Raw genomic sequence first — 22,552 nt, 5'->3', positions numbered from 1 at the left:
CGCGCTCAAAACCGCCTGGCCAAGACCGACCGCATCGATGCCTCCATCCTTGCTGCTTATGGCTCCGCCCTCAAGCCTGCGACCACTCCACCCGCAGATCCCGCCACTGCCCGTCTGGCCCTGCTGGTGGCCCAGCGCGACAGCCTCGTTGAGGAGCGCGCCCGCTATAAAACCCGCCTGCGTCAACATGCCGACCTTTGGTTGGCGGCCCAGATCAGACGCCTCATGACCAACTTGAACCTGGAAATCGTCAAACTCGAAACCTTGATGCGCGAAGTCGCCGCTGAAAACGCCGCACTTCAGGCCAGGTCACAACGGCTGGATGAAGCGGCTGGCATCGACTGGCGCAGCGCCCTGTGCCTGTGCGCCCACATGCCCGAACTCGGCTCCCTCAAACGCGAGCAGGCCGCGGCACTTGCAGGCCTAGCACCGTTCAACCGCGACAGCGGCCAGTGGCGGGGCCAGCGCCGTATCAGCGGCGGCCGTGCCCCCGTGCGGCGTACCCTTTACCTAGCCAGCCTGAATGCCGTGCGCAAAAACCCGGTTTTCAAAGCCTTCTACCAACGGCTGCGCACGGCTGGCAAACCGGCCAAAGTAGCCCTCATCGCCGTCGCCAGGAAACTCCTCATTCTGCTCAACGCAGCCCTCAAAAACCCTCAAATTTCCCTTGCTTGAAAACACAGTTGCTGGGCTGAATCCGGCGGTCCTTTGGACCGCAAGCCCCTCTGATACCCGCCTGATATGAGACGAAGAGCTCGTCACTCCCCATGAATCCAGGAGCGTTCCGCGAAGGACCCTCTCGGTGCCTCCGACGGTGAGGCATTCATGATTCACGTTTGATGGATGGGCGGGCAGGGAAAATCAAACGGGCCGAAGGTTTCCCTTCGACCCGTGATGGATGAATCGAGCGTTTGAGCTGCCGATTACTTGGCGGCCGTTTCCACAGGCTTGCCACCTTCTTTGAAGCAGTAGAGGTGGGTGTGGGTTGGCACGTAGAGGCAGCCATTGGCAGCCACCACACCGCCGAGCAGTGGGGATGGGAACTCGATGGTCTGGATCTCTTTCAGCTCTTTACCCTCGGCCAGGATGAAGAGTTCACCTTCTTCATTGCCGATGTAGAGCTTACCGTCTGCGATGAGCGGGCTGGCCCAGATGTGACCTTTGGTATCGAACTTCCAGTATTCTTCACCCGTCTTGGCGTCCAGGCAGAACACACGGCCGGTGTAGTCAGCGGTGTAAACCAGCCCGTCCTTGACGGCAGGGGTGGAGATGGAGCGCTCGATGCCCTTGAAGGTCCAGACGGCTTTACCGGAGATATCGCCGCTGCCTTTCGGGTCGATGCAGCTCAGCATGCCCACGCCTTCACCGTGCTCTGGGTCCTGACCGATGTTTACATAGACCAGACCGTCATGCACCACAGGCGTGGCGATGATTTCACTTGGGCCATCGTATTCCACATACTTGATGGGCTCACCGGCATCGTTTTTACGATACTCAGGTGGGTTGGCATCATAGCGCCAGTATTCTTTGAGGATGTCGAAGTCGTCCTTCTTCTCCGTCTCTGGAGCCATGGCATAGACCCAGCCGTCACCGGCGGCGAAGATGATCATCGGCTTGCCATTCACTTCGGTGTAGGTCGGGCTGGACCAGGAGCAATGCAGCACGCGCTCACTCGCCACATGATCCATTTCACCCATGAGAGAGCCATCGTTGGCATTCAGCATGATGAAGCTGGGGGACTGTGGAGACGGGATGTTGGTGTGAGTCCAGTCCACGCCGTTGCAGGTAGGGGCGAACAGCTTGTCACCGATGATCAGGGGATAACCGGAGGTGGCGTTGTGTTGGAAGACGCCCAGTTCTTTATACATGTCATACACCCAGATGATGTCGGCATCTTTATCGCCGGGCTGGATGGGGGTCAGCTTACCGTCCTTGTCTGGCACAGCCATGAAGTCGGCTTCTTCTTTCATGCCATCGTTGCCGTTGGCCATGCCTTCCACGTCCAGGCAGACGATCTGGCAGCGGTTGCTCGGCACGTAGGCACGATTGCCAACGATGGTCGGGCTGGCACAGATGCCGAGGTATTCCCAGTCATTCACCTTACCGCTTCCCATTTTCGGACTCACCATCTGCCATTTGAAGGCTCCGGTCTTCTCATCGAAGGCCATGACGATGCCACGGTCGCCGATGTTTTTCGGATCACGTGGAGACTCATTGTTGGTGCCGACATAGACGGTGCCATTGGCCACCACGGGTGTGCCGTAGGTCTGGGAGCCGAGCTTGGCCACCCAGAGGCAGTTCTTGGTGGTGCTCATGTCGATGTCTTCAGCGCCCGGACCTTTATTGGCTTCTTCCGCGTTGGGGCGGAGGCGTCCAGCAATCTTCGGGGCTGCTTTGGGACCGTATTTTTTACCGGGATCGAAATCCGTGGGGAGTCCTTTTTCCTCGGACACCATGTTGCGGGTCTTACCGCCACCCCACTCGGGCCAATCGGCCGCGTGGAGAGAAGAGGCGCTGAGAAGCGCGAGTAGGAGGGTGTTTTTCAGCTTCATGTGAAAGGCAATTAGACAATGAACGCGTTACTTGTTCGGAGTGATGCTCAAATTATCCAGATAAACACGCTTCTGGTTGAGGGGGGTGAAGCCGAAGATGCCGGGGCTGCCTTGTTTGTGGGCGTTGGCCACTTTGGCTTCCAGGGTCCAGGCTTCAGGCTCAGGCTGATCTTTCGCCCACACCTTGCCACGCACCACACCGCTGCCGTCCTCATGGACATCCACGCGGGTCTTCAGCGTATACCAGGTGTTGGGGGACACCTTGAATGGGGCATCCTGCTTCAGGCGCTCCAGGTTGGAGCTGATTTCCAGTTTGTTGGCATTGCCACGCAGACAGATGAGGTAGCGCTGGTTCACCATGCCGATGTCCGACTTCGCACGGGCGCTGCCATCGGTGAGGACATCAGCTTGCATGGTGTAGTTGGAGAGATGGGAGGGACCGACGAACACGGTGGCACGCTGGAAGAGCAGGCGGTCGAAGGTCTTCGCAAACACCTTGTTACCGTTCAGCTCACGGATGTCGAACTTGAAGCGGGCACCGATCCATGGCAGCGGCGGGTAAGAGAACTTCACGCCTTCGCTGGGCTGATCTTCATGGAGCTCATACTCATCGAAGTTTTCGATGAGTGGCAGATTTTTCAGCACGCGGCCACGAATGGTGCCGGACAAGCCCTCGGCGGTGGCTTTGAAGGCCCCGGCGCTTTCCTTCGCATCTGCGGCGGCGACCAACTCACCGGCGTCGTTGAACTTGGCATCCATCGTGGCCTTCACTTTCGCCGTGGGCGGGATGAAGGTTTCCCACTTCACGCCTTTGACATCGTCACTGACGACAAAGCCATTGGCATCCACGCTACGCACGCGGAAGCTCTGCTTGCCACCACTCATCATGGTCACTTCGGCGGGGATGATCTGCAGGGCGGCAGGGGCACCTGCTTTGGGGATTTGCACCGCAGGGACTGGGTCCACCTTGATGCCGCTGTTGGGGATGGGGAAGCTATACAGCCTTTCGGTGGTGGTGACATACAGCACACCATCGCAGACGGAGGGGGCCCCCAGGCACTGACCTTCCAATTTGATCTCCTGAACGATCTCAGCGTCCTTCGCACCGGCTTTCACGACGACGAGTTTGCCCTCCATCATGGGGCAATACAGCAGGCCATCCACATACAAGGGGGAGGAGTGCAGGTTGGCATTGCTCAGTTTCTTCTTCCACAGTTCTTCGCCGGACTCGGCGTTGATGCAGTAGAGTTCACCACCGTCGGTGAGCTGATAGACAAAGTCATCGACGACGATCGGAGAACTGCTGGTGGCTCCCAGGGGTTGTCTCCAGATCTCAGCCCCTTCCAGGACGGTGCTCTCAGGTCCAGGGGCGGCGGTCAGTTTTTCCGGCAGGCGAATGGCGACGAGGCGGCCTTTTTCAGAGCTGTCCACGTTTTCATCGTTGTGGATGGCGATGAGTTTGTTGCCTTTGTGCAGCACCACGGAGGCGTTCACCCCGTTTTTGCAGATCGGCATCTTCCAGTAGGTCTGGCCATTGCGGGCATTCACGCAGACCACGTGGCCGCAGCCTGTGGCGTAGTAGGCCACACGTTTGCCATCGCGAGTCTCCAGCACGGGGGTGGAGTAGGAGCTGTCCACGGGGGGGACGACACCGGGGCGAGCCCACCAGACGAGCTCTCCCGTCTTCTTATCGAAGGCATAGATGCGGTCAGCGGCCGGGCCATCGGCACCCCAGTTGGAGTAAATGAAGTGCGTGAGCACCAGGTCGCCCTCGATCACGGGGCTCCCCACACGGGCGTTGGGGAAGGTCATACGGCCCAGATCTTCCATCAAAGGAATCTCAAAGACCTTCTTGCCGTCCATCTCATAGCACATGAAAAGGCCCGCATTGCTGACCAGGTAGATGCGCTTCGTTTCCGGGTCCACCGTCGGCGCACCGATGGCGTAGCGGTTGTAGATGGAGTCGCTCAGGTAGTCTGAAAACGCCACTTCCCAGATCTTCTCGCCCGTCTTCGCATCCAGAACGGTCAGGAGTTCGGTCAGGTCCGTGGTTTCTCCGCGGTAGCCCCAGAGGATCACCTTGCCCTCGAAGACGACCGGCGTGCCGCGGCTGCGGGCATCGTAGGTCCAGGCGGCGGTTTCGGGGAGGCCTCCGGCATTGGTGTAATGCTCCAGGCTGACACCGGTCTGAAGGGGACCACGCCAGGTGGGCCAATCATTGGCGTGGAGGGAGAGGGTCAAAAGAGACGCCGCGAATGCGGACCACGTGGCGGTGCGATGAAAGCGATGGGTGACCATGTGAAGAAAGTCCTGGCTGGGGGTGGGGATGTGCCAACGTCAGCGTGACTGGCACATCTTCAATCAGTTTCGCTGACAGGTTCAGGACCAGCCCACTTCTCTGAAGATGGGCGAAGAACAGGAACGAAAATGGCCCGCACCATCTTTCTCAGGCTGCATGAAACCCTTCTCGAAGCCATGGCAATGCGGTGGATCTTATTGGACTTATTCACATGAACAGTTGCTTATGCACACCCCTGTCAAGGCACTTTCTTCTAAAATTATCAGGATTTTAACGGAAAAAAGGGTTCTCAAATATGATAATTCTTTCCGTTTTTGCAAAAAACAACCCCGTGGGTTGACGCGGTGGATAAAACTTTTTAACCTCCGCCTGTCTGTTGAGGTTAATCCTGACAGGCACACGATGTTGCAGCTATTCCTCAGCTAAGACTTTCGTGCCAACGATCCTCACTGTTGTTGGTTGCTGGATCGCCAAACCAGACCCTCCGGCTCCGCATGCCGGAGGGTCTCTTTGTTTCAGCCCATCATGCATGCGGATGAGATGCAGTTATACCCATCTCACTGTGAATAAAACGCGCTTAGATCTCGATCTCTGCATCGGGATACAAACGAGCGAGTGTGCATGAGAGGCAATCCGTCACCAACGGAAGCGCCGCCTTTGACAATGCAGAAGGCAACACACCTTTCTGCACGCCATCACGCCACAAACGATCCACGCCTTCGAGATGTTCTTGCAGCACTTCATCCACGACACGGTTCCAATGCTCGGGCTCCACACTCTCCTGCCATTCACCACGACCGCGGCCAAAGTGAGCCACGGCTAGATAGGTGAGGATGGCTAAGCGCACTTGCTCACGAAAGTGTTCTCGAGACCAATGCAGGCGATGATCTTCACCACGCACAAGGTTATAGCTCAAGATCAGCGCATAAGCTCCAAGGCCTGCGGCTAAGCCGCCCACCAAGGCACCGCCACCAAAGGTCATGCCGCCCATCTTCAAGTCTGCGATCAGGCCACCCATGGCACCACCGGCGAAGCTGCCCACGACACTCCAGATGGCTTCAGGCACCGCTTGCGGTGAATGGAACTGCTCCTTGGCCAACGCACCGAGTGCACGTGCGGACTCACCTTCCAAGCCATGCAAGCGGATCAACGCATTCGTCGCCGCAGTCATGCGATCTGCCAGATGCGTGGCCAGCTTTTCACGTGACTCCTGATACTCACGATTCAATTCGGTGCGGCCAAAGCCGACACGCTCCAAGAGCGTTTCATTGCGCACCTCGATGCCATCCACCACGGCTGCGGTGAGCAGTTCAGACAAGACACGGCTGGATTGATTGAACACATCCAGATTTCTTTGCCGCCAGGCTTTCTTCAGATGCTTGAAGGGCTCGGCCTTCTGCTCGGAGAGCAGGGGCGTCAGGCAATCCATCAGCTTATCTTCCTGCACCCAGCAGCGGGCAAAGGCATCCATGCGCAGCACGTCACGCACCAGAGGCCAGGTGGCCAGATGCGTCTTCCATGTGGCCAGCTCAGCCTCTTCCGTTTCGGGATCACTCAGCGGGCCGGTTTGATTCAGCAAGACCAGCACCGGTTTACCCACCCAGCTCAGGATCTCCATCTCAGGCGCGATGTAGGCGGCCACTTCTGGGGGCTCCGTGGCATTGACCAGATAGAGCACCACATCGGCTTCATCACGCACGTTCTTCAAGGCCTGCTGGCTGCACCACAGCGGCTTGTCAGAGATGCGATCCCAGGCTTGAGAGAGAAACCACAGCACCGGATTACGCTCCCGCTTCAGTCGCTTCAAAAGGCGAGCGCTATCACCAAAGCCCGGTGTATCCCAGAGCCGTAGCAAACGCGCCTCTTCCTCCAACAGGGTGAAGGATTCATTGAAGAGAGTCACATGCGCGGCATCCTTCACTTCACCCACATCTTTGCGGAGGAGGGTTCGGGCGAGCGTCGTCTTGCCCGCATTCGTATGCGAGATCAAACTCAGAGTGACGATGTCCGAGGCTGGTGGGGTGATGCCTGGCGGGGGTGGCATGATAACTGGAAGCATGTGAAACAGTCCGACCACATTCGCAACTCAAGTGATGAGTTCTTTATCACAAAAAGATGGTCATCCGTCAGAAAGGAAACGGGAAGGAGGTGGCCGAGGCACGATTGTTTCAAGGTCCCATCACCGTTACTTGCGCGGACCTAGCGGCTCTCTCCCATGCCCGCACATTCTCGATCCCGCCAAAGCGTGTGCGCCTACCTCATACTTCTCATGCCTCGTTTGTTGTTCTTCGTGCTCCTCTGCCTGCCCGGCCTCAGCCTGGCAGCTCATCAAGAAAACTGGGAAACCGGATACACGGGTGCAGATGCCACCGGGACTCATGTGCTGGGGTATTGGAAGTTCGATGCCGGGAGTGAACTCAAAGACAGCTCGGGCAAAGGCCACGACCTCGTCTTGAATGGAGCGGCGGCCGCCACCGAAGGTCGCCTGGGGCACAGCATGACTTGTGGTTATGACCTCAAGCAGGCCCATGGCTTACGCGTCACAGGCGCAGGAAGATTGTCTCCGGTAGGAGCCTTTACCCTGGAGATGTGGATCCAACCGGGAGCCGATCATGCACAGGCCGGCCGCTGTTATCTGGCGGATAAACGTTACGTCATCGACAATCACACCGACTACACGTGGCAATTGCTGGAACCCGAGACCAATGGAGCTCGACGCCTCTGGGTGACGCTGGGTTTTGGCTCGGTGTCTGAAACCTTTGCCTCTGAACCGATCCCCATGGTTGCAGATCAGTGGCAGCACATCGCCTTCAGCTATGACGCGGCGGGCACCGTCACCTTTTATCGGAATGGTTCACTCATCAGTCAAGCTTACAAGCCTGGCTTCGGGCCGGTGGTGCCGGGTGTGCGGGCTTTGCATCTGGGGGATCGTATCGGCAGTAACTATGGAGGCTTTCCAGGCCGGATCGATGAAGTGCGTTTGTGTGAAGGAGCGCTTCGGTTTGAACCCCTGGCTTTGGAGATTCGCAGCCCACGTCACGTCTGGCAGCGCATGGAAAAGAATGCCTCCGTGGAACTGCACTGCCAGAACCTGAGCCGCAATCCTGTAGCCGATGCCCAATTGACTTTGGAGTATGGCGGAAAGGCCGAAACCTTTGTGCTGCCTGCGCTTAATCCAGGTGGTGATCATGCTGTTAAATTCACCATCGACACGTCCTTGAAGCCTGAACGCTACCGTCTGCGAGCCTCCCTTCGTTCGGGTGAAACGGTGATCGAGCAGGGACTGGAATGTGAGATCGTGGCACGTCCCGCCCCGCAGATGCCCGTGATCATGTGGGGAGCCGATGGGTCTGAGATGGAGCGTCTCAAGCAAATCGGATTCACTCATTATATAGGCATCTCCAACCCAGATTTCGAAAAGCTCTGGGAAACACGAACCGACAAACGTAACATTCCACCGCCGAGTTCCGCCGAGAGCCTTGCGGCCAAATCCCAAGAACTCGATGCCGCTCTCGCGAAGGGATTGAAGTTGGTGGCCAGCGTCTCTCCAAGTCGATGGCTGGAGAATAAAACGGAACTGCTGCGTGTGGATCGTGCCGGTAAACCCTACCCCCGCAAAGACATCTGCGCCTCACTCCCGGAACTGCCCGGGTTCTATGAGAACGTGGGCCGCAGTCTCTCACGAGCTTATGGCCAGCATCCCGCCTTCGATGCGGCCTTAGTGGATACCGAAGTGCGTGATGCCTCTCAGCCCTCGTTCAATGAAATCGATCGCACCAATTATCGCACCTTCGCTGGCGCAGAGATTCCTGACGCAGTCATCGCAAGAAATGGGGTCGAATGGAAAAAGCTGAAGGACTTTCCTGCAGATCGCGTGATCTCCGATGAGTATCCTCTGCTGAAATACTATCGTTGGTTTTGGACCGTCGGCGATGGTTGGAACAACCTGCATAGCGCCCTGCATCAAGGCTTGAAAAACTCCGCTCGGCCCGGCTTCTGGACCTTTTTCGACCCGGCCGTGCGTCAGCCGAGCATCAGCGGTGCTGGGGGCAGTGTGGATGTACTTTCGCACTGGACCTACACCTACCCGGATCCACAGCGCATCGGCCTTTGCACCGATCAACTCATAGCCATGAGTGAAGCCACCGGCAGACGCCAGCGTGTGATGAAGATGACGCAGCTCATCTGGTATCGCAGCCAAACCGCACCTATCCGCAAAGCACAGCCTGATGATGTCATTGCCTGGGATGATCACGATCCCGATGCCGCCTACATCACCATCGCTCCCATGCATCTCAAAGAGGCGCTTTGGACCAAGCTGTCTCGGCCTATCCAAGGCATCATGTATCACGGCTGGCAGTCGCTGGTGCCCACGGATAGCACGGGCTCCTATCGCTATACCAACCCCAATACGGTGCATGTGCTGACGGAGCTGCTTCACGACATCGTGCAGCCCCTCGGCCCCACGCTCCTGCGCCTCACCGATGAACGTGCGGAGGTCGCTCTGCTGGAAAGCTTCACTTCGCAGATGTTCGCTCGCCGAGGTGGCTATGGTAATAACATGGGCTGGTCTGCGGATGTGTGGATGGCGCTCCAGCACGCGCATATCCGCACCGATGTCATGTATGAAGAGACCCTCCTCAAAAAAGGCCTCAGCGGGAGAAAGATCCTGATCATGCCTGATTGTGACGTGCTCAGTGAAAGCGTGGTCCAACGCATTCAGGAATGGCAGAAGCGTGGTGGTAAAATCATCGCCGATGAAAACCTCTGTCCAGGCCTCCAAGCGGACATCCCCCTAACCAGCTTTAGACGTGTCAAAAAGGCAGCCGAAGATAAAGCCAAGTTGCTCGCTCTGGCCGAGACTCTTGGACCCCAAGTCGCCTCGCTCGGTCATACCCCCAAGGTCACGGCGGATAGCCCTGAAGTGATCCTCCGCACACGTCTTTATGGCGATGCCACCTATCTCTTTGTGATCAATGACAAGCGAGAGGCTGGAACCTATGTCGGTCAAAACGGGTTGGTGCTCGAAAATGGTTTACCGACGACCGCCAACATCACGCTGACTCAGGACAACGCCAGCATCTATGAATTGAGCCGCAGTGAGCTCATCATTCCTCAACGAGATGCTGAAGGACATCTGAAATGGAAGGTGGAGCTCGGACCGTGTGATGGGCGTCTCTACATGATCCTTCCCAAGCCTCTGCTGCAACTCCGCTGCGACGTGCCCGCCACAGCCAAGCCCGGACAAACCGCCGCGCTGAAAATCCAACTCACCAGCACCCAAGAGGCGGTCCTCAAAGCGGCCGTGCCCGTGGAGATTGAGATCCGCGATGCCAATGGCAAACGCGCTGAAGGCAGCGGCTTCTACACCGTCGAAAACGGCCTGCTGGAACTGCCTCTGGAGATCGCCCACAATGACGATCCCGGAAGTTGGGAAGTGCGTGTGCGTGAACGGGCCTCGGGAATGAGTGTGGTGAAGTGGATGAGCGTGGGATTGTAAAGGCGAGGTGACGTGGCCTGCTACTCTCTTAACCGCCTGTAAGACAAAGGATATCGGCACTCCTTGTGAGTGGGAGACCCTCGTCCGAGAAATACCTCGTCTCTCTGTAGGAGTAGTTAGAGATAGTCTGGGCTCTAAGAATGTGGCAAGGAAGTTGCTTGAGACATGATTTGAGGGACGCACCAGTGCGTTCAGCAACGATTGCCTTCACCCATGACGAACATGCTCTACCTTAGCCGCTCCTTTGTTGAAATTGGTCCCTTCTCTGCAGAAGAACTTTCCAGCTTCTTCGTGCGTGGCGTTCTCAAAGATACAGATTACGTCCGCGCCGAGTCCGCCGATGAATGGCTTCACGTGAATGACTGGGTGGCCAGCCTCACCCCAGCCGCCCCGGTAGCCGAGGCACCTGCACCTGCCGCCGCCGCGAAAAAGGCCCCCGCGAAGAAAGCCGCTGCGAAAACGGCAGCTAAAAAAGCTCCGGCGAAAAAAGCCGCCAAGAAAAGCGCCTGATCCCTGGAGATTTCGATCATCTTCTTGATGGAAGTGTCCGCGCCTCGCTAGAACGGGGCGCATGTCCTTTCTCTCCCGCGCCGCAACCATCGCCGGGCCGGGATTCTCCCGGTGGCTCGTCCCGCCTGCGGCCATCGCCGTGCACATGTGCATCGGCCAAGTTTACAGCTTCAGCGTCTTCAATAAGCCGCTGAGCGCCGAGCTGGGTGTGCCTGTCTCCAGTGTGAATTGGGCTTATCAAATCGCCCTCGTCATGCTGGGGCTTTCTGCCGCGTTCTTCGGCAAGTGGGTGGAGCGCTCAGGCCCACGCAAGACCATGGTGGTGAGCTGCCTATGCTTCTGTGGCGGTCTGTTTCTCGCGGCCTTCGGCGTGCAAATGAAGTCGCTGGCTTTACTGCACTTGGGTTATGGGGTCGTCGGTGGCATCGGGCTGGGTTTGGGCTACATCGCGCCGGTTTCCACGCTCGTGAAGTGGTTTCCAGATCGCCCCGGCATGGCGACAGGCATGGCCATCATGGGCTTCGGAGGTGGGGCATTGATCGGAAGCCCGCTCGGGCAGGAGCTGATGAAGCACTTTGCCTCCGATGCCGATACGGGAGCCTTCTCCGCCCTGCTCACCATGGCGGCGATCTATGCCGCGTTCATGATCGCAGGAGCCCTCATCGTGCGTGTGCCTGCGGCGGATTGGAAGCCTGAGGGATGGGTGCCGAAAACTCAGACCAACAGCATGGTCACCAGTGCCAGTGTGTCCGTGGATACCGCTTGGAAGACGCCTCAATTCTGGCTGCTCTGGACCGTGCTGTGCATGAATGTGAGCGCAGGCATCGGCATCCTGGGACGCGCTGCGGATATGTGTCAGGACATGTTTGGCGTCAGTGCCGCCATCGGTGCAGGCTTCACCGGGCTGCTGAGCATCTTCAATATGGGCGGTCGTTTCCTCTGGTCCTCCACCTCAGACCTCACCGGGCGGAAGATGATCTACAGCATCTATTTCCTGCTCGGCACGGTATTGTATGCCCTATTGCCCTGGACGCAGGAGACCCAAAACCGCACGTTCTTCGTCATCTTCACGGCGGTGATCATCAGCATGTATGGAGGCGGCTTTGCCACCATTCCCGCGTATCTCAAAGACCTCTTTGGCACCTATCAAGTCGGCGCCATCCACGGCCGCCTCATCACCGCCTGGAGCATGGCCGCCGTGATTGGCCCCACTCTCATCAATGGCTTTTATGACCAACGTGTCGCCGCCGGTGTGCCCAAAGCCCAGGCGTATAACAACACCTTCTACCTCATGTGCGGCCTGCTGATGATCGGCCTCATCGCCAATCTCCTCGTGCGTCCGGTGCATCCGAAACACCATGTGAAATGACAGTCATCGGTCATCATTCATTGGTCATCATTCATTGGTCATTGGTATCTCGTTTCGATCCGCCCGCGTCCCACTGAACATTGTTTACTGAATACCGCTCATCTTATGAAAGCCGTCCTCATCTGGCTCATCGTTATCCTGCCTCTGTCCTGGGGGGTCACCCGGTCCGTGCAGAAATCTCTGCCGCTGTTTGGCATCGAAAGCTCAGCGGGAGCCAAGTGATTTGCTTTCGGGCGGCCTGAGCCTGCCCTGGAAAGCGCATGCCCGGCTATTCTGGCAGTTTTCCAGCCAGGAGCCTCAGCTTCGCCATCCCACGCCTTGCCACGAGGCCAGATTGCGTCCATCATGCGCGCCCTTTTGCCGTCATGTCCGCTCCGCATCTCCAGCCTGACCTCGCCACCTTTCGCAGCCTCGCGCAGAAGGGTAACCTCGTGCCGGTGGTGGCGGAACTGACAGCCGACTACGAAACGCCGCTCTCGGCTTTCCAAAAGATCCATGACGGACGCTGCGGGTTCCTGCTGGAATCGGCCGAACTCACCCAGCACTCGGGACGCTACAGCCTGCTCGGCAGTTCTCCGCGCATGATCTTCACCGCTCGGGGTAAGGAGATTGAGATCGAAGAGCGGGGCAAAACCCGCACCTTCACCACGACCACCGACCCCCTGGAAGAGCTGAAAAAGCTCATGGCTCCGTTCCAGCCTCTGGAGTCGCACCCCATCCCGGTTTTCCACGGCGGGGCCGTCGGATATCTGGCCTATGACATGGTGCGTTTCTTTGAGCCCACGCTTTCTCCACCGCCGAAGGATGAGCTGGGTCTGCCGGAGATGGTTTACATGATCACGGATACGGTTGTCATCTTCGATCACCGCACCCGCAAGATGTCCCTGGTGGCCAATGTGCACACCGATGAGCATGCGGATCTGGAGACGGCCTATGCCTGGGCTCAGGCGCAGATCGCCACGCTGATCGAAAAGCTCTCGCAGCCTCTGGCCGTAAAGCCGCTGCAAACCATCGCCCCGGTTAGCAACGATCAACTGCCGCCGCCCGTCAGCAACACCACCCAGGCTGAATACGAAGGCATGGTGCTGAAGATGAAAGAATACATCGGCGCAGGAGACATCTTCCAGGGCGTGCCTTCACAACGCTTCGAGACGGACTACAGCGGCACGCCGATGGATCTCTACCGGGCACTCCGGCACGTGAATCCCTCCCCTTACATGTTCTGCCTCCAGTTCCCGCAGGGCTTCTCCCTGGTGGGCAGCTCGCCCGAGGTGCATGTGAAATGCCTGAATGGCCGCATTGATATCCGCCCCATCGCTGGCACCCGCTGGAGGGGGCAAACCAAGGCGGAAGATGATGCCCTGGCGGATGAACTGCTCAACGATCCCAAGGAGCGTGCTGAGCACATCATGCTCGTGGACCTGGCCCGCAACGATGTGGGCCGCGTGGCTGAATACGGCACCGTCAAGGTCAGCGACCTCATGATCATCGAGCGCTATAGCCACGTCATGCACATCGTCAGCAACGTGGACGGGCAGCTCAGCCCTGACAAAGATGCCTATGACGTCATGCGTGCTACCTTCCCGGCAGGCACCGTCAGCGGAAGCCCCAAGGTGCGTGCCATGGAGATCATCAATGAAGTGGAGAAGAGCAAACGGAATGCCTATGCCGGTGCCGTGGGTTACTTCGGCTTCGATGGTAACCTGGACTCCTGCATCGCCCTGCGCACCTGCGTGCTGAAGGACGGGAAAGCCTATGTGCAAGCCGGAGCCGGTGTCGTTGCCGATTCCGACCCCACCTACGAATACCGCGAGACGGTGAACAAGGCCACCGGCATGCTCCGCGCCATCGAGTGGGCACGTCAGCTCGGGGCCTAGAGCCTAGCATGCGGGCGCTCCTGCCCGCCATGTGGCGATAGCCTGACCTGAGAAGGAGCGGCCAAGAGTGGCCGCCTCACTTAACTTGCTATTTAGCCTAACTAAAAGGGCTTTAAGGTAGGCTTTTTCGTGCAACAGAAACGTCAGCGTTGATCGCATGCAAAAGCGGAACGCCAAAAGCATGACTGCCACCCATGTCTCTCGGCTCTCGTGCACTTCCTCATTGGCTCATTCTCCTCGTGGTGACGCTGGCGCTTTACCTGCCCGGCACCGGCACCATTCCGCTGACGGATCGTGATGAGCCGCGTTTTGCCCGAGCTACCGTGGAGATGATGGAGCGCGGCACCTGGCTGGTGCCCTATTTCAATGGAGAATACCGGTTTGATAAACCTCCACTCACCTACTGGTGGATGCGTCTGCACCATGAGTTGGGCGGTATCAATGAAGGGATGGCACGGCTGCACAGTGTCGTGGCCGTGTGGCTCACGGCCTGGATCATCGCCAGCCTCGGCACTCGCTTGCATGACCGCCGGGCAGGGCTGCTATCGGGCATCGTCTGGCTGACCACGCTCCAGGTGCTGGTGCATGGGCGGCTCTGTGTGGCGGACATGCCTCTGCTGCTGTGCCTCACGCTGATGGGGCGGGCGCTGGTGGAACTCTTATGGTTGAGTCCTGAACCCAAGAGACCTTGGGGCCGATGGTTTTGGGTGCTGTATATCGCGCTTGGCATGGGCTTTCTCGCCAAAGGTCCGCTCGCATGGCTGGTGCCTGCCGTGGCGCTCGGGCTCGCGCGCTGGTGGGGGCGTGAGAAATTACCCTGGCGGCATCTGCAATGTCTGTCGGGGTTGGCCTTGGCCCTCCTCATTGTGGCGGCCTGGGGCATTCCGGCGTTGATCGAGACTCATGGGCTGTTCTGGAAGGTGGGGATGGGAGAGCATGTGGTGAAACGTGGCACGGAAGTGCTCAATGGCCGCCGTTTCATCCCCCTCATCTATTACCCTCTGACCTCACTCATCAGCCTCTTTCCCTGGGTCGGCCTGGCCTGGCCGGTGTGGCGCTTCACTCGTTCACGGTGGCGTCCGGTAACAGCGTTTTTGCTGGGCTGGTTGGCCGCTCCGTATGTCATTTTTTCATTCTATGCCACTCAACTCCCTCACTATGTGATGCCCGCTTTTCCTGCGGCGGCTCTGCTGGTGGGGGCTTGGCTGGCGAGCACGCGTGAGACCTTCGGCGAAGGCTTCCGGTTGCCCCGTCTGCATCTGGTTCTGGTGGTGTTGCTCGGCCTCATCGGCCTGGGGCTGGCCGGAGTCAGCCGCACGGCATCCGGCCTCCTGAGCCCGGTTCTTCTCTGGGCAGGGATTCTGTTCGTCGTGCTAGCCTTTGCAGGGGCACGCCTGCCTCATTGGGTGGTGCAGCCGCGTGTGTGGATCGGGCCCACACTCGCGCTGATGATGTTTGGCTTCACCCTGGAGCGCCTAGCGCACTCTCTACGGGAAGGCAACGCCACCCTTCAGGCCCAGGCGGCGCTGGATTCAGCCACGGATGACATCGCCGCTACCGCTTGCTTGGGGTGGGATTACACCGAGCCCAGTCTGGTGTTTTACACCGGTCGCACGTGGGAGTTCACTGGCAAGCTGGAGCGAGTTGAGCGCTTTTTAAACGAGCATCCGCAAGCCTGCGTGGTGGCTCTGAGCCAGGAGTGGACGCTGGAGGGTTGGCTAAAAGCCCGATGGTCGGGTTCGACGACTGTTCTCCCCACCCGGGATGCCTCTGCCAAGGTGGAGGCCCTGCTCATCCGCCACCCAGGACTCCAGGTGAAGAAGGTCAGCGGCCTGAATGCAGCCCGGATGAGTTGGGTGCAGCTTCAAGTGCTGGTGCAGCCGCCCAAACCGGTTACGCCTTGATCGGGATGACCTCCGCTTGCGCGGGTCGGCTGGACTTCAGGGCTGCATACTTCTGCAAGCGCAGACTGCGATGCCGACGCATCCGCCGAGCCAGCAGCCCCAGCGGTATGCCATAGAGTGTCGCCAGCAGGATGGATAGCCAGATGTCCGTGGGATGGTGGGCATTGTTCTGCATGCGTGACCACGCGATGCCGCCCGCGACCATGACCAGAGGCACTCCGGCCGGTGGGAAGGCCACAGCGACGGGGAGGCTGCCCCCAAAGGCGGTGGCGGTGTGCCCGCTCGGGCAGGCGTGGAGCTGGGATTGCAGCGAGGGGCCATAAAAACCCGGTGCCACTTTGGCACAGGGACGAGCCCGACCCAGCATCACCCGGCAGAGATTGGCCGTGCCGCCAGTGAATGTGGCCCCCAAAATCGAGGCGACGACAACGAGCCGCAAAAACCGGGACCGCAGCAGCAGCGACATGGAGAACAGCCCCAGCAGCACGAGCAGATTGAACCCCAGGAAATCTCCCCAATGGCTCAAGGCCTTGGCGGTGTGATAGACCCAACCTTTCTGCCTGCGAAAGACAGACAGCGTCTCCAGACAGGCCTGATCGAGAGGGCTGATGAGAGCCACGCAGATCAACACCCCCAGCGCGATTCCCGACAGCGCCAAAACCCGGTTTCGGGAGATCATGTGCACCATCTCCAGACTGAGCACCCGGGCATCTCGCCAGAGCTGGAGCACCCGACCCAGAGGACGGATGATCAGGTGATACCGAAACACCTGCCAGAGATGACGACGCTGGGCAGGCAGAGTGAGATGACCAAGGGTCTGGGAGAGAGAGCTGAGGACCATGGGGAGCTGGTCAGGCATCCTGCATGATCCCGAAACAGGCCGCGAGGGCCATCGCGAAACAAGATCGTCGCTCGACGGGCACGCCAGCTCGCACCGTCCCCTGTCATGAGACCAAACGCAGCCTCATCACACTGCGCTACTCCAAGGGAACTGCGCTGCGGATCTGATTGGCAATGCCAAGGAAGGCCATGGAGGCCGTGGACTCGGTCACGTCTTCGAGAGCGATCGGGTGGCCTTCGTCACCGGCCTCACGCACGCTCATCTCGATGGGGATCTGACCGAGTAGCGGCACCTGCAGGCGCTTGGCCTCGTGTTCACCGCCGCCTTTGCCAAAGATGTGATACGACTTGCCGTTATCCGGGCAGAGGAAGTAGCTCATGTTCTCGATGATACCGAGGATGGGCACGTTCACTTTCTGGAACATGGACACCGCCTTGCGGGCATCGATCAAGGCCACTTCCTGAGGCGTGGTGACGATCACCGCGCCATCCAGGGCCACGGTCTGTACGATGGTGAGCTGGATGTCTCCGGTGCCCGGTGGCAGGTCCAGGACGAGGTAGTCCAGGTGATCCCAGGCGCACTGGCGGAGGAACTGCTGGGTGTAGCGGGTGGCGATGGGGCCACGCACGATGACCGGGGCATCATCCTCCAGCAGGAAACCCATGCTCATGAGCTGCAAGCCATAGCGCTCGATCGGCACGATCTGCTGCTCCTCATTCTGGTAAGGACGTTCATCCGTGCCAAACATGTGAGCAATGCTGGGGCCGTAGAGATCACAGTCACACAGGCCGACGCGGGCTCCGGTCTTAGCCAGGGCCACGGCGAGGTTGGAGGCCACCGTGCTCTTGCCCACGCCGCCCTTGCCAGAGCCGACGGCGATGATGCGCTTCACCCCAGGGATGGAGGACTTGGGCAGTTTGTCCGGGGTGTTGGTGACCGGGTTGGGCGGTTCCTTGATGTCAAAGTTCAATCGTGCCTCGGTCACTCCGGGCAGCTTTTGCAGCACGTCCATGGCTTGCTCATGGATGAGGCGGGGAATGTTAGGGTCCCGGGTGGCCACGGAGATCTCCACGGTCACTTGGCCGCCCTCGATCACAATGTCTTTGACGAGGCCAAAGGAGATGATGTCGCGGCTGAAGCCGGGATAGCGGACTTGGGCCAGGGCCTGGCGGATAGCAGAGTCAGTGAGCATGTCGGGGGTTGGGATACGCTTTCGCTAGCGGACTGGCGACAAAACTCAAGCGGCCTTTCACCGGGAATGCGCTGATGATTTTATCACATCCGTCCTTCCTGCTGGCGACGTTTTATTTAAGACAACCCAAACTCCCAAGGAGAAGGCGCAGACTGGTAACGGTTTGCGCTTTCTCACTTTAGAGGATGAGGTGGTGAAGTGGTCCGCACACTCCGTGTGCGGGTTACCACGTGGAAGTCCGAGTTAGGCCCTTCCATAACCACATCCCGAAGTTTTTGAAATCGACGGCTCGGATGTCAGAGATAAAGCTTCCGTTTTGGCCTGCCTACTGGCATTCCGCATACGGAGTGGGCGGGCCACGTGGCACCGCCTCACTTTCATCCCTCACTCGAACAAATCGGGATACAGACGCTGAGCGATGGCACGGCTGCGCTCCAGGATCATCTTCGGGCAGCCCAGGTGGCGGCAATCTTCGACGATCTTGGCACACTCCGCCGCATTCAGCCGCCGGATGGCGTGCTTCACACGGGAGATCTGGCCTGCGGAGACACTGAGTTCATCCAAACCGAGTCCGAGGAGCAGAGGCAGCACCTCCACATCTGCCGCCATCTCACCGCAAATGCAGACGCGGATGCCCGCACGCCGGGCGGCCTCCACCGTCAGCCCGATCAGGCGCAGCACCGCCGGGTGAGTGGGGCTGTAGAGATCTGCCACACGCTCATTCAGCCGGTCCACGGCCAGGGTGTATTGCACCAGATCATTGGTGCCGAGGCTGAAGAAATCCACCTCCGCAGCGATGAGGTCTGCCGTCAGGGCTGCACTGGGGATCTCGATCATGGCGCCGATGTCCACCTGCTTCGGTGGCGGATAGCCTTCTTCGCTCAATTCTTGGGCACACTCGGCCAGCAGTTCCTTCGCCGCCCGCACCTCACCCACGTCACAGACCATGGGGAACATGATGCCGATGGGGCCATGCGCGGCGGCCCGCAGCAGGGCACGCAATTGACGGCGGAACATCTGCTTCCGACCTAAAGAGACACGGATGCCACGCCAGCCCAGGAAAGGATTCGGCTCCTCTTCCGCGCCAATCTGGTCATCCACTTTATCGCCGCCGATGTCGAGCGTGCGGAAGGTGACATGACCGGGAGCGATGGCCTTCACCGCACGGGTGTAAGATTCTGCCAGCCAGTCTTCCGTGCCGGCGGGGTCCTCCATATAGAGGAACTCCGTGCGGAACAGGCCCACATGCGCCGCACCGCTATCCCGGATATCCCCCATCTCCTCCACAAACTCCGCATTGGCACACACCTGCACCTTGAAGCCATCGGTGGTGACGGCGGGCTGGTGGCGGGTGGCATGCAGCGCATCCTCCAGTTTCTCCGCCTGCTGCTCACGAGAGCGATACTTTGAAAGCGTCGCCGGGGTGGGGTTCAGGATCACCAGGCCCTCATTGCCATCCAGCAGCACGGGGTCGCCCGAATGCAGGTCTTCCGCAATGCCATGCATGCGCACCACCGCAGGGAGACCTAGCGAGCGGGCGATGATGGCCGCGTGGGAATTTCCACTCCCCATCTCGATGGCAAAACCGAGCACCTTGCTGCGGTCCAGCTGCACCGTGTCTGAGGGGGTGAGATCATGCGCCACGATGATGACCGGATCATCGAACATCGGGTGCTGGAGCAGTTCCCCACGCAGGTGCCGCATGACACGCTGAGTGATGTCCTTGATGTCTAAAAACCGCTCCCGCAGATAGCTGTCCGCCAGGCCACGCAGGGCATCCATGTGCTTGCACATCAGCCGGTAGTAGATGGCATCCACGCAGATGAGCTTTTCCCGCACGCTCTTCTCCACCTGCTTGCGGATGGAGACATCCTCCAGGATCAGCAGATGGGTGTCAAAGATATCCGCCTCAGCACTGCGAGCCTCCGTGGAGACCATCTCCTTCAGTTGCTCGATCTCCCGATGGGTGGCGTCCAGGGCCGCGCGCCAGCGCTCCATCTCCGACTCCACCTGCTCCGCCGTGATCGGCTCCGCGTCGGGCTCATCGAAGTCCTCTTTCAGCACATGGACCACGGCGTGCGCCACACCGGAGGAAACTGCCGTTCCCTGCCAAATTTTCTCCTCTGTGAGCGCCTCCTGAGTCATCGGCTTCCAGCTTGGCAAGGTCTGCGTGATTTCGCAAATGGGAAACAGCCCTCAGGTCAACTCTTACACAAATACCGATAAAGCTTTTGTCGGTGGCGATGGATGGCGTGGGGGATGAAGGAAACTTCCGCGTCGAGTCGTTTTCTGTCGTTCCAACGGCCATGAAAACCCTCATCACCCTTTTTTCTGTGATCACCTTTGCCGTCTCGGCTGCTGAGCTGACCGACATCCCGCTCAAGACCATTGATGGATCCGATACCTCCCTCAAGGCCTATGAGGGGAAGGTGCTGCTCATCGTCAATGTAGCCTCGGAGTGCGGTTACACCGGCCAGTATGCCGGACTCCAGGCACTGCATGAGAAGTATGAAAAACAGGGTTTTTCCGTCCTGGGCTTTCCTTGCAATGACTTCGGCGGGCAGGAGCCAGGCAGTGAGGCGGAGATCAAAAACTTTTGCAGCACTCGTTTCCGTGTCACGTTCCCGATGTTTGCCAAGGTATCGATCACGGGAGAGAGCAAGCATCCATTGTTTGCGGAACTGACCAAGACGGGGGAGGTGCAGTGGAACTTCGAAAAGTTCCTGATCGGTAAAAAGGGCGAGATGCTCGCGCGATTTGGGTCGGATGCTGAGCCGGAAGGTGGGGAGATCGAGGAAGCGGTGAAAGCAGCCCTCGTGAAGTAAAATCAATCTGATTTTTTTTCGAATCCGACGGGAACTGAGCAACGCAGAGCTTGTGTGGTTGCCTTTTCTTTGACATGTGTGCGCGGATCCGCTGCGGCGGATGAGGGATGGCGTGACCATGGTGCTTCTACTCCTTGGGCACGCCGGACGGTTCTTCAGACACGCCTCATGCCTTCTCCTGAACTCACTGATGAAACCCTGCTCCAGCGTGCTGGCGCGGGAGATGCTCGCGCTTTTGAGCAGATCTATGACCGTCACTCACCCCGGCTCTTTGGCTTTCTCTGCCAGATGCTGGGGAATGAGAAGGAGGCGGAGGATGTCCTTCAGGAAGGTTTCCTTTATGTCTGGGATCACGCCAAGGCTTATGATTCCACGCGCAGTGCCCCGTCCACCTGGCTGGTGATGATCTTCCGTAATAAGGCGATTGATCGGCTGCGCGCTCTCGGGCGTCGCGAGAAACTTTTGGAGAAAGCCGCTGTGGAGGAGGCCGTGTTAAGAACGAGTTCGGAAGTGCCGGGGGAAACCCTGGAAGAGCGGGAAAAGCGCCTGTGGGTGCAGCAGGCCCTCCAAGCCCTACCGACTGAGCAGCGGCGTCTTATCGAGTTCGCTTTTCTCAAAGGCCTGACGCATCCAGCGATTGCAGAGTCTCTCGGCCTGCCTTTGGGCACGGTGAAGACTCACATCCGGCGAGGATTGCTGAAACTTCGCGACCTGATGAAAGGAGGACTGTCACGATGAATGAAGAATGCGAAGAACTGGCCGCATTGTCAGCCCTTGGATCTTTGACGGACGAGGAACGCAGTGCTTTTGAAATCGAGGTGGCCCGCGATAGTGAACTCGAAGCTTTGACCTCGGACATGGAGAAAACCACCGCCGCTCTGATGGCTGCGGCACCTGCCGTGCAGCCTCCTGCGGAGTTACGCAGCGAGTTGATGGCTGAGGTCCGGCGCCGAATCTCGGCCAGGAAACCGGCTCAGCGCACGTTGAAACGCACACGTCAGTTCCTCTGGGTAGGCTGGGGCTTGGCGGCGGCTCTGGCTGCCGGGGCATTCCTGCTCTGGAGTGAGCGTGCGCAGTTGGCTCAACAGGTGGCCGCTATGACCGAAGTGGAAGCTGAAGCCCGTCATCAGCTCATCCTCGTGCGGGATGAACGAGATCTTCTGGAGGAAAAGCACACGGAAACTCTGGCCAAGCTGACAGCCCTGACGAAGGAGCTGGAAATGAGACGTCAAAGCAGCTCAATCGCTGAGCTGGAGGTCAAGAAGCTGAATCATGAACTGGCCACACTGCAGAAGCGCGACGCCCTGGCTCAGGTGCAGATCGCCACATTGCAGAGTTCGGTCGAAGCCTACAAACAAGGTGTCGCTGTCGTTGTGTGGGATAGTGAAAAAGCGCAGGGTGTGCTGAAGCTGGAAAAAATGCCGCCGGTGGAGGCGGGTAAAGATTATCAGCTCTGGGTGGTGGATCCGAAGAAGCCTGCGCCTGTCGATGCCGGTGTGGTGCGGGTGAATGCTGACGGTTTTGCCAAGGTGGACTTCAAACCCGTCAGTGAAATCTCGGAAGCGGCTAAGTTTGCCCTCAGTGTTGAAAAAGAGGGGGGCGTCCCGAAAGGGGAGGGGCCCATCGTTTTGATTGGTCCCTGAAAGCGTGGTTTCAACACTCCGCCTGTTGAGGCGCTTGCGG

Annotated in this window: 16 protein-coding genes; 10 read left to right on the top strand and 6 right to left on the bottom strand. The window is 58.8% G+C overall.

All coding sequences use genetic code 11. From position 1 onward, the window contains the following. A partial coding sequence (locus B5D61_RS22145) for a transposase (RefSeq protein WP_078815625.1) occupies positions 1–675 on the top strand: 675 nt, incomplete at its 5' end. A gap of 248 nt (positions 676–923) precedes the next feature. Here the strand turns inward: B5D61_RS22145 and B5D61_RS22140 are convergent. The 3 genes from B5D61_RS22140 to B5D61_RS22130 form a co-directional block, all read right to left on the bottom strand. Then, positions 924–2,552 (bottom strand): outer membrane protein assembly factor BamB family protein, encoded by a 1,629-nt coding sequence (locus B5D61_RS22140; protein WP_078815624.1) that lies wholly within the window; start codon positions 2,550–2,552, stop codon positions 924–926. 27 nt (positions 2,553–2,579) lie between these two features. Continuing rightward, positions 2,580–4,850, bottom strand: coding sequence for an outer membrane protein assembly factor BamB family protein (locus B5D61_RS22135; RefSeq protein WP_078815623.1), 2,271 nt, complete (start codon positions 4,848–4,850; stop codon positions 2,580–2,582). 578 nt (positions 4,851–5,428) lie between these two features. Then, the gene (locus B5D61_RS22130; RefSeq protein WP_176159618.1) at positions 5,429–6,895 is read right to left on the bottom strand and encodes a GTPase domain-containing protein; all 1,467 of its coding nucleotides are present in this window, start codon (positions 6,893–6,895) and stop codon (positions 5,429–5,431) included. A 225-nt stretch (positions 6,896–7,120) separates the two neighbouring features. Here B5D61_RS22130 and B5D61_RS22125 point away from each other — a divergent pair, with 225 nt between their 5' ends. From B5D61_RS22125 to B5D61_RS22105, 6 genes are all read left to right on the top strand, one after another. After that, positions 7,121–10,351 (top strand): LamG-like jellyroll fold domain-containing protein, encoded by a 3,231-nt coding sequence (locus B5D61_RS22125; RefSeq protein ID WP_176159617.1) that lies wholly within the window; start codon positions 7,121–7,123, stop codon positions 10,349–10,351. Positions 10,352–10,564: 213 nt separating this feature from the next. Further along, entirely contained in the window at positions 10,565–10,861 is a 297-nt protein-coding gene (locus B5D61_RS22120; protein WP_078815620.1) for a GYF domain-containing protein, read from the top strand. Positions 10,862–10,922: 61 nt separating this feature from the next. Then, positions 10,923–12,230, top strand: a complete 1,308-nt coding sequence (locus B5D61_RS22115; protein WP_078815619.1) for an L-lactate MFS transporter — start codon at positions 10,923–10,925, stop codon at positions 12,228–12,230. Positions 12,231–12,335: 105 nt separating this feature from the next. Further along, on the top strand, positions 12,336–12,452 hold the full coding sequence (locus B5D61_RS27240) for an MFS transporter small subunit (protein WP_425440079.1): 117 nt from the start codon (positions 12,336–12,338) through the stop codon (positions 12,450–12,452). Between the two features lie 143 nt (positions 12,453–12,595). Then, the gene (gene trpE, locus B5D61_RS22110) at positions 12,596–14,107 is read left to right on the top strand and encodes an anthranilate synthase component I (RefSeq protein ID WP_078815632.1); all 1,512 of its coding nucleotides are present in this window, start codon (positions 12,596–12,598) and stop codon (positions 14,105–14,107) included. A gap of 194 nt (positions 14,108–14,301) precedes the next feature. Next, positions 14,302–16,011 (top strand): ArnT family glycosyltransferase, encoded by a 1,710-nt coding sequence (locus tag B5D61_RS22105; protein ID WP_078815618.1) that lies wholly within the window; start codon positions 14,302–14,304, stop codon positions 16,009–16,011. Here B5D61_RS22105 and B5D61_RS22100 read toward each other — a convergent pair. The 3 genes from B5D61_RS22100 to ptsP form a co-directional block, all read right to left on the bottom strand. After that, positions 16,001–16,852, bottom strand: coding sequence for a phosphatase PAP2 family protein (locus tag B5D61_RS22100; RefSeq protein WP_176159616.1), 852 nt, complete (start codon positions 16,850–16,852; stop codon positions 16,001–16,003). The genes B5D61_RS22105 and B5D61_RS22100 overlap by 11 nt on opposite strands. A 136-nt stretch (positions 16,853–16,988) precedes the next feature. Continuing rightward, positions 16,989–18,044 (bottom strand): Mrp/NBP35 family ATP-binding protein, encoded by a 1,056-nt coding sequence (locus tag B5D61_RS22095; RefSeq protein WP_078815616.1) that lies wholly within the window; start codon positions 18,042–18,044, stop codon positions 16,989–16,991. A 384-nt stretch (positions 18,045–18,428) separates the two neighbouring features. Continuing rightward, entirely contained in the window at positions 18,429–20,207 is a 1,779-nt protein-coding gene (gene ptsP / locus B5D61_RS22090) for a phosphoenolpyruvate--protein phosphotransferase (RefSeq protein ID WP_139373426.1), read from the bottom strand. 143 nt (positions 20,208–20,350) lie between these two features. Between ptsP and B5D61_RS22085 the strand changes: the two genes are divergently transcribed. From B5D61_RS22085 to B5D61_RS22075, 3 genes are all read left to right on the top strand, one after another. After that, positions 20,351–20,869: a glutathione peroxidase gene (locus B5D61_RS22085; RefSeq protein ID WP_078815631.1), complete on the top strand. Its 519-nt coding sequence runs from the start codon at positions 20,351–20,353 to the stop codon at positions 20,867–20,869. 168 nt (positions 20,870–21,037) lie between these two features. Next, entirely contained in the window at positions 21,038–21,607 is a 570-nt protein-coding gene (locus B5D61_RS22080) for an RNA polymerase sigma factor (protein WP_078815614.1), read from the top strand. Beyond that, positions 21,604–22,512, top strand: coding sequence for an anti-sigma factor (locus B5D61_RS22075; RefSeq protein ID WP_078815613.1), 909 nt, complete (start codon positions 21,604–21,606; stop codon positions 22,510–22,512). Before B5D61_RS22080 ends, B5D61_RS22075 begins: the two co-directional genes overlap by 4 nt. The last annotated feature ends 40 nt before the right edge of the window (positions 22,513–22,552 follow it).

The organism is Prosthecobacter debontii, from assembly GCF_900167535.1.
GTDB classification, from domain to species: Bacteria; Verrucomicrobiota; Verrucomicrobiia; order Verrucomicrobiales; family Verrucomicrobiaceae; genus Prosthecobacter; species Prosthecobacter debontii.
Note: the sequence above shows the minus strand (reverse complement) of the source record. Positions and strands in the feature narration are given on the sequence as shown.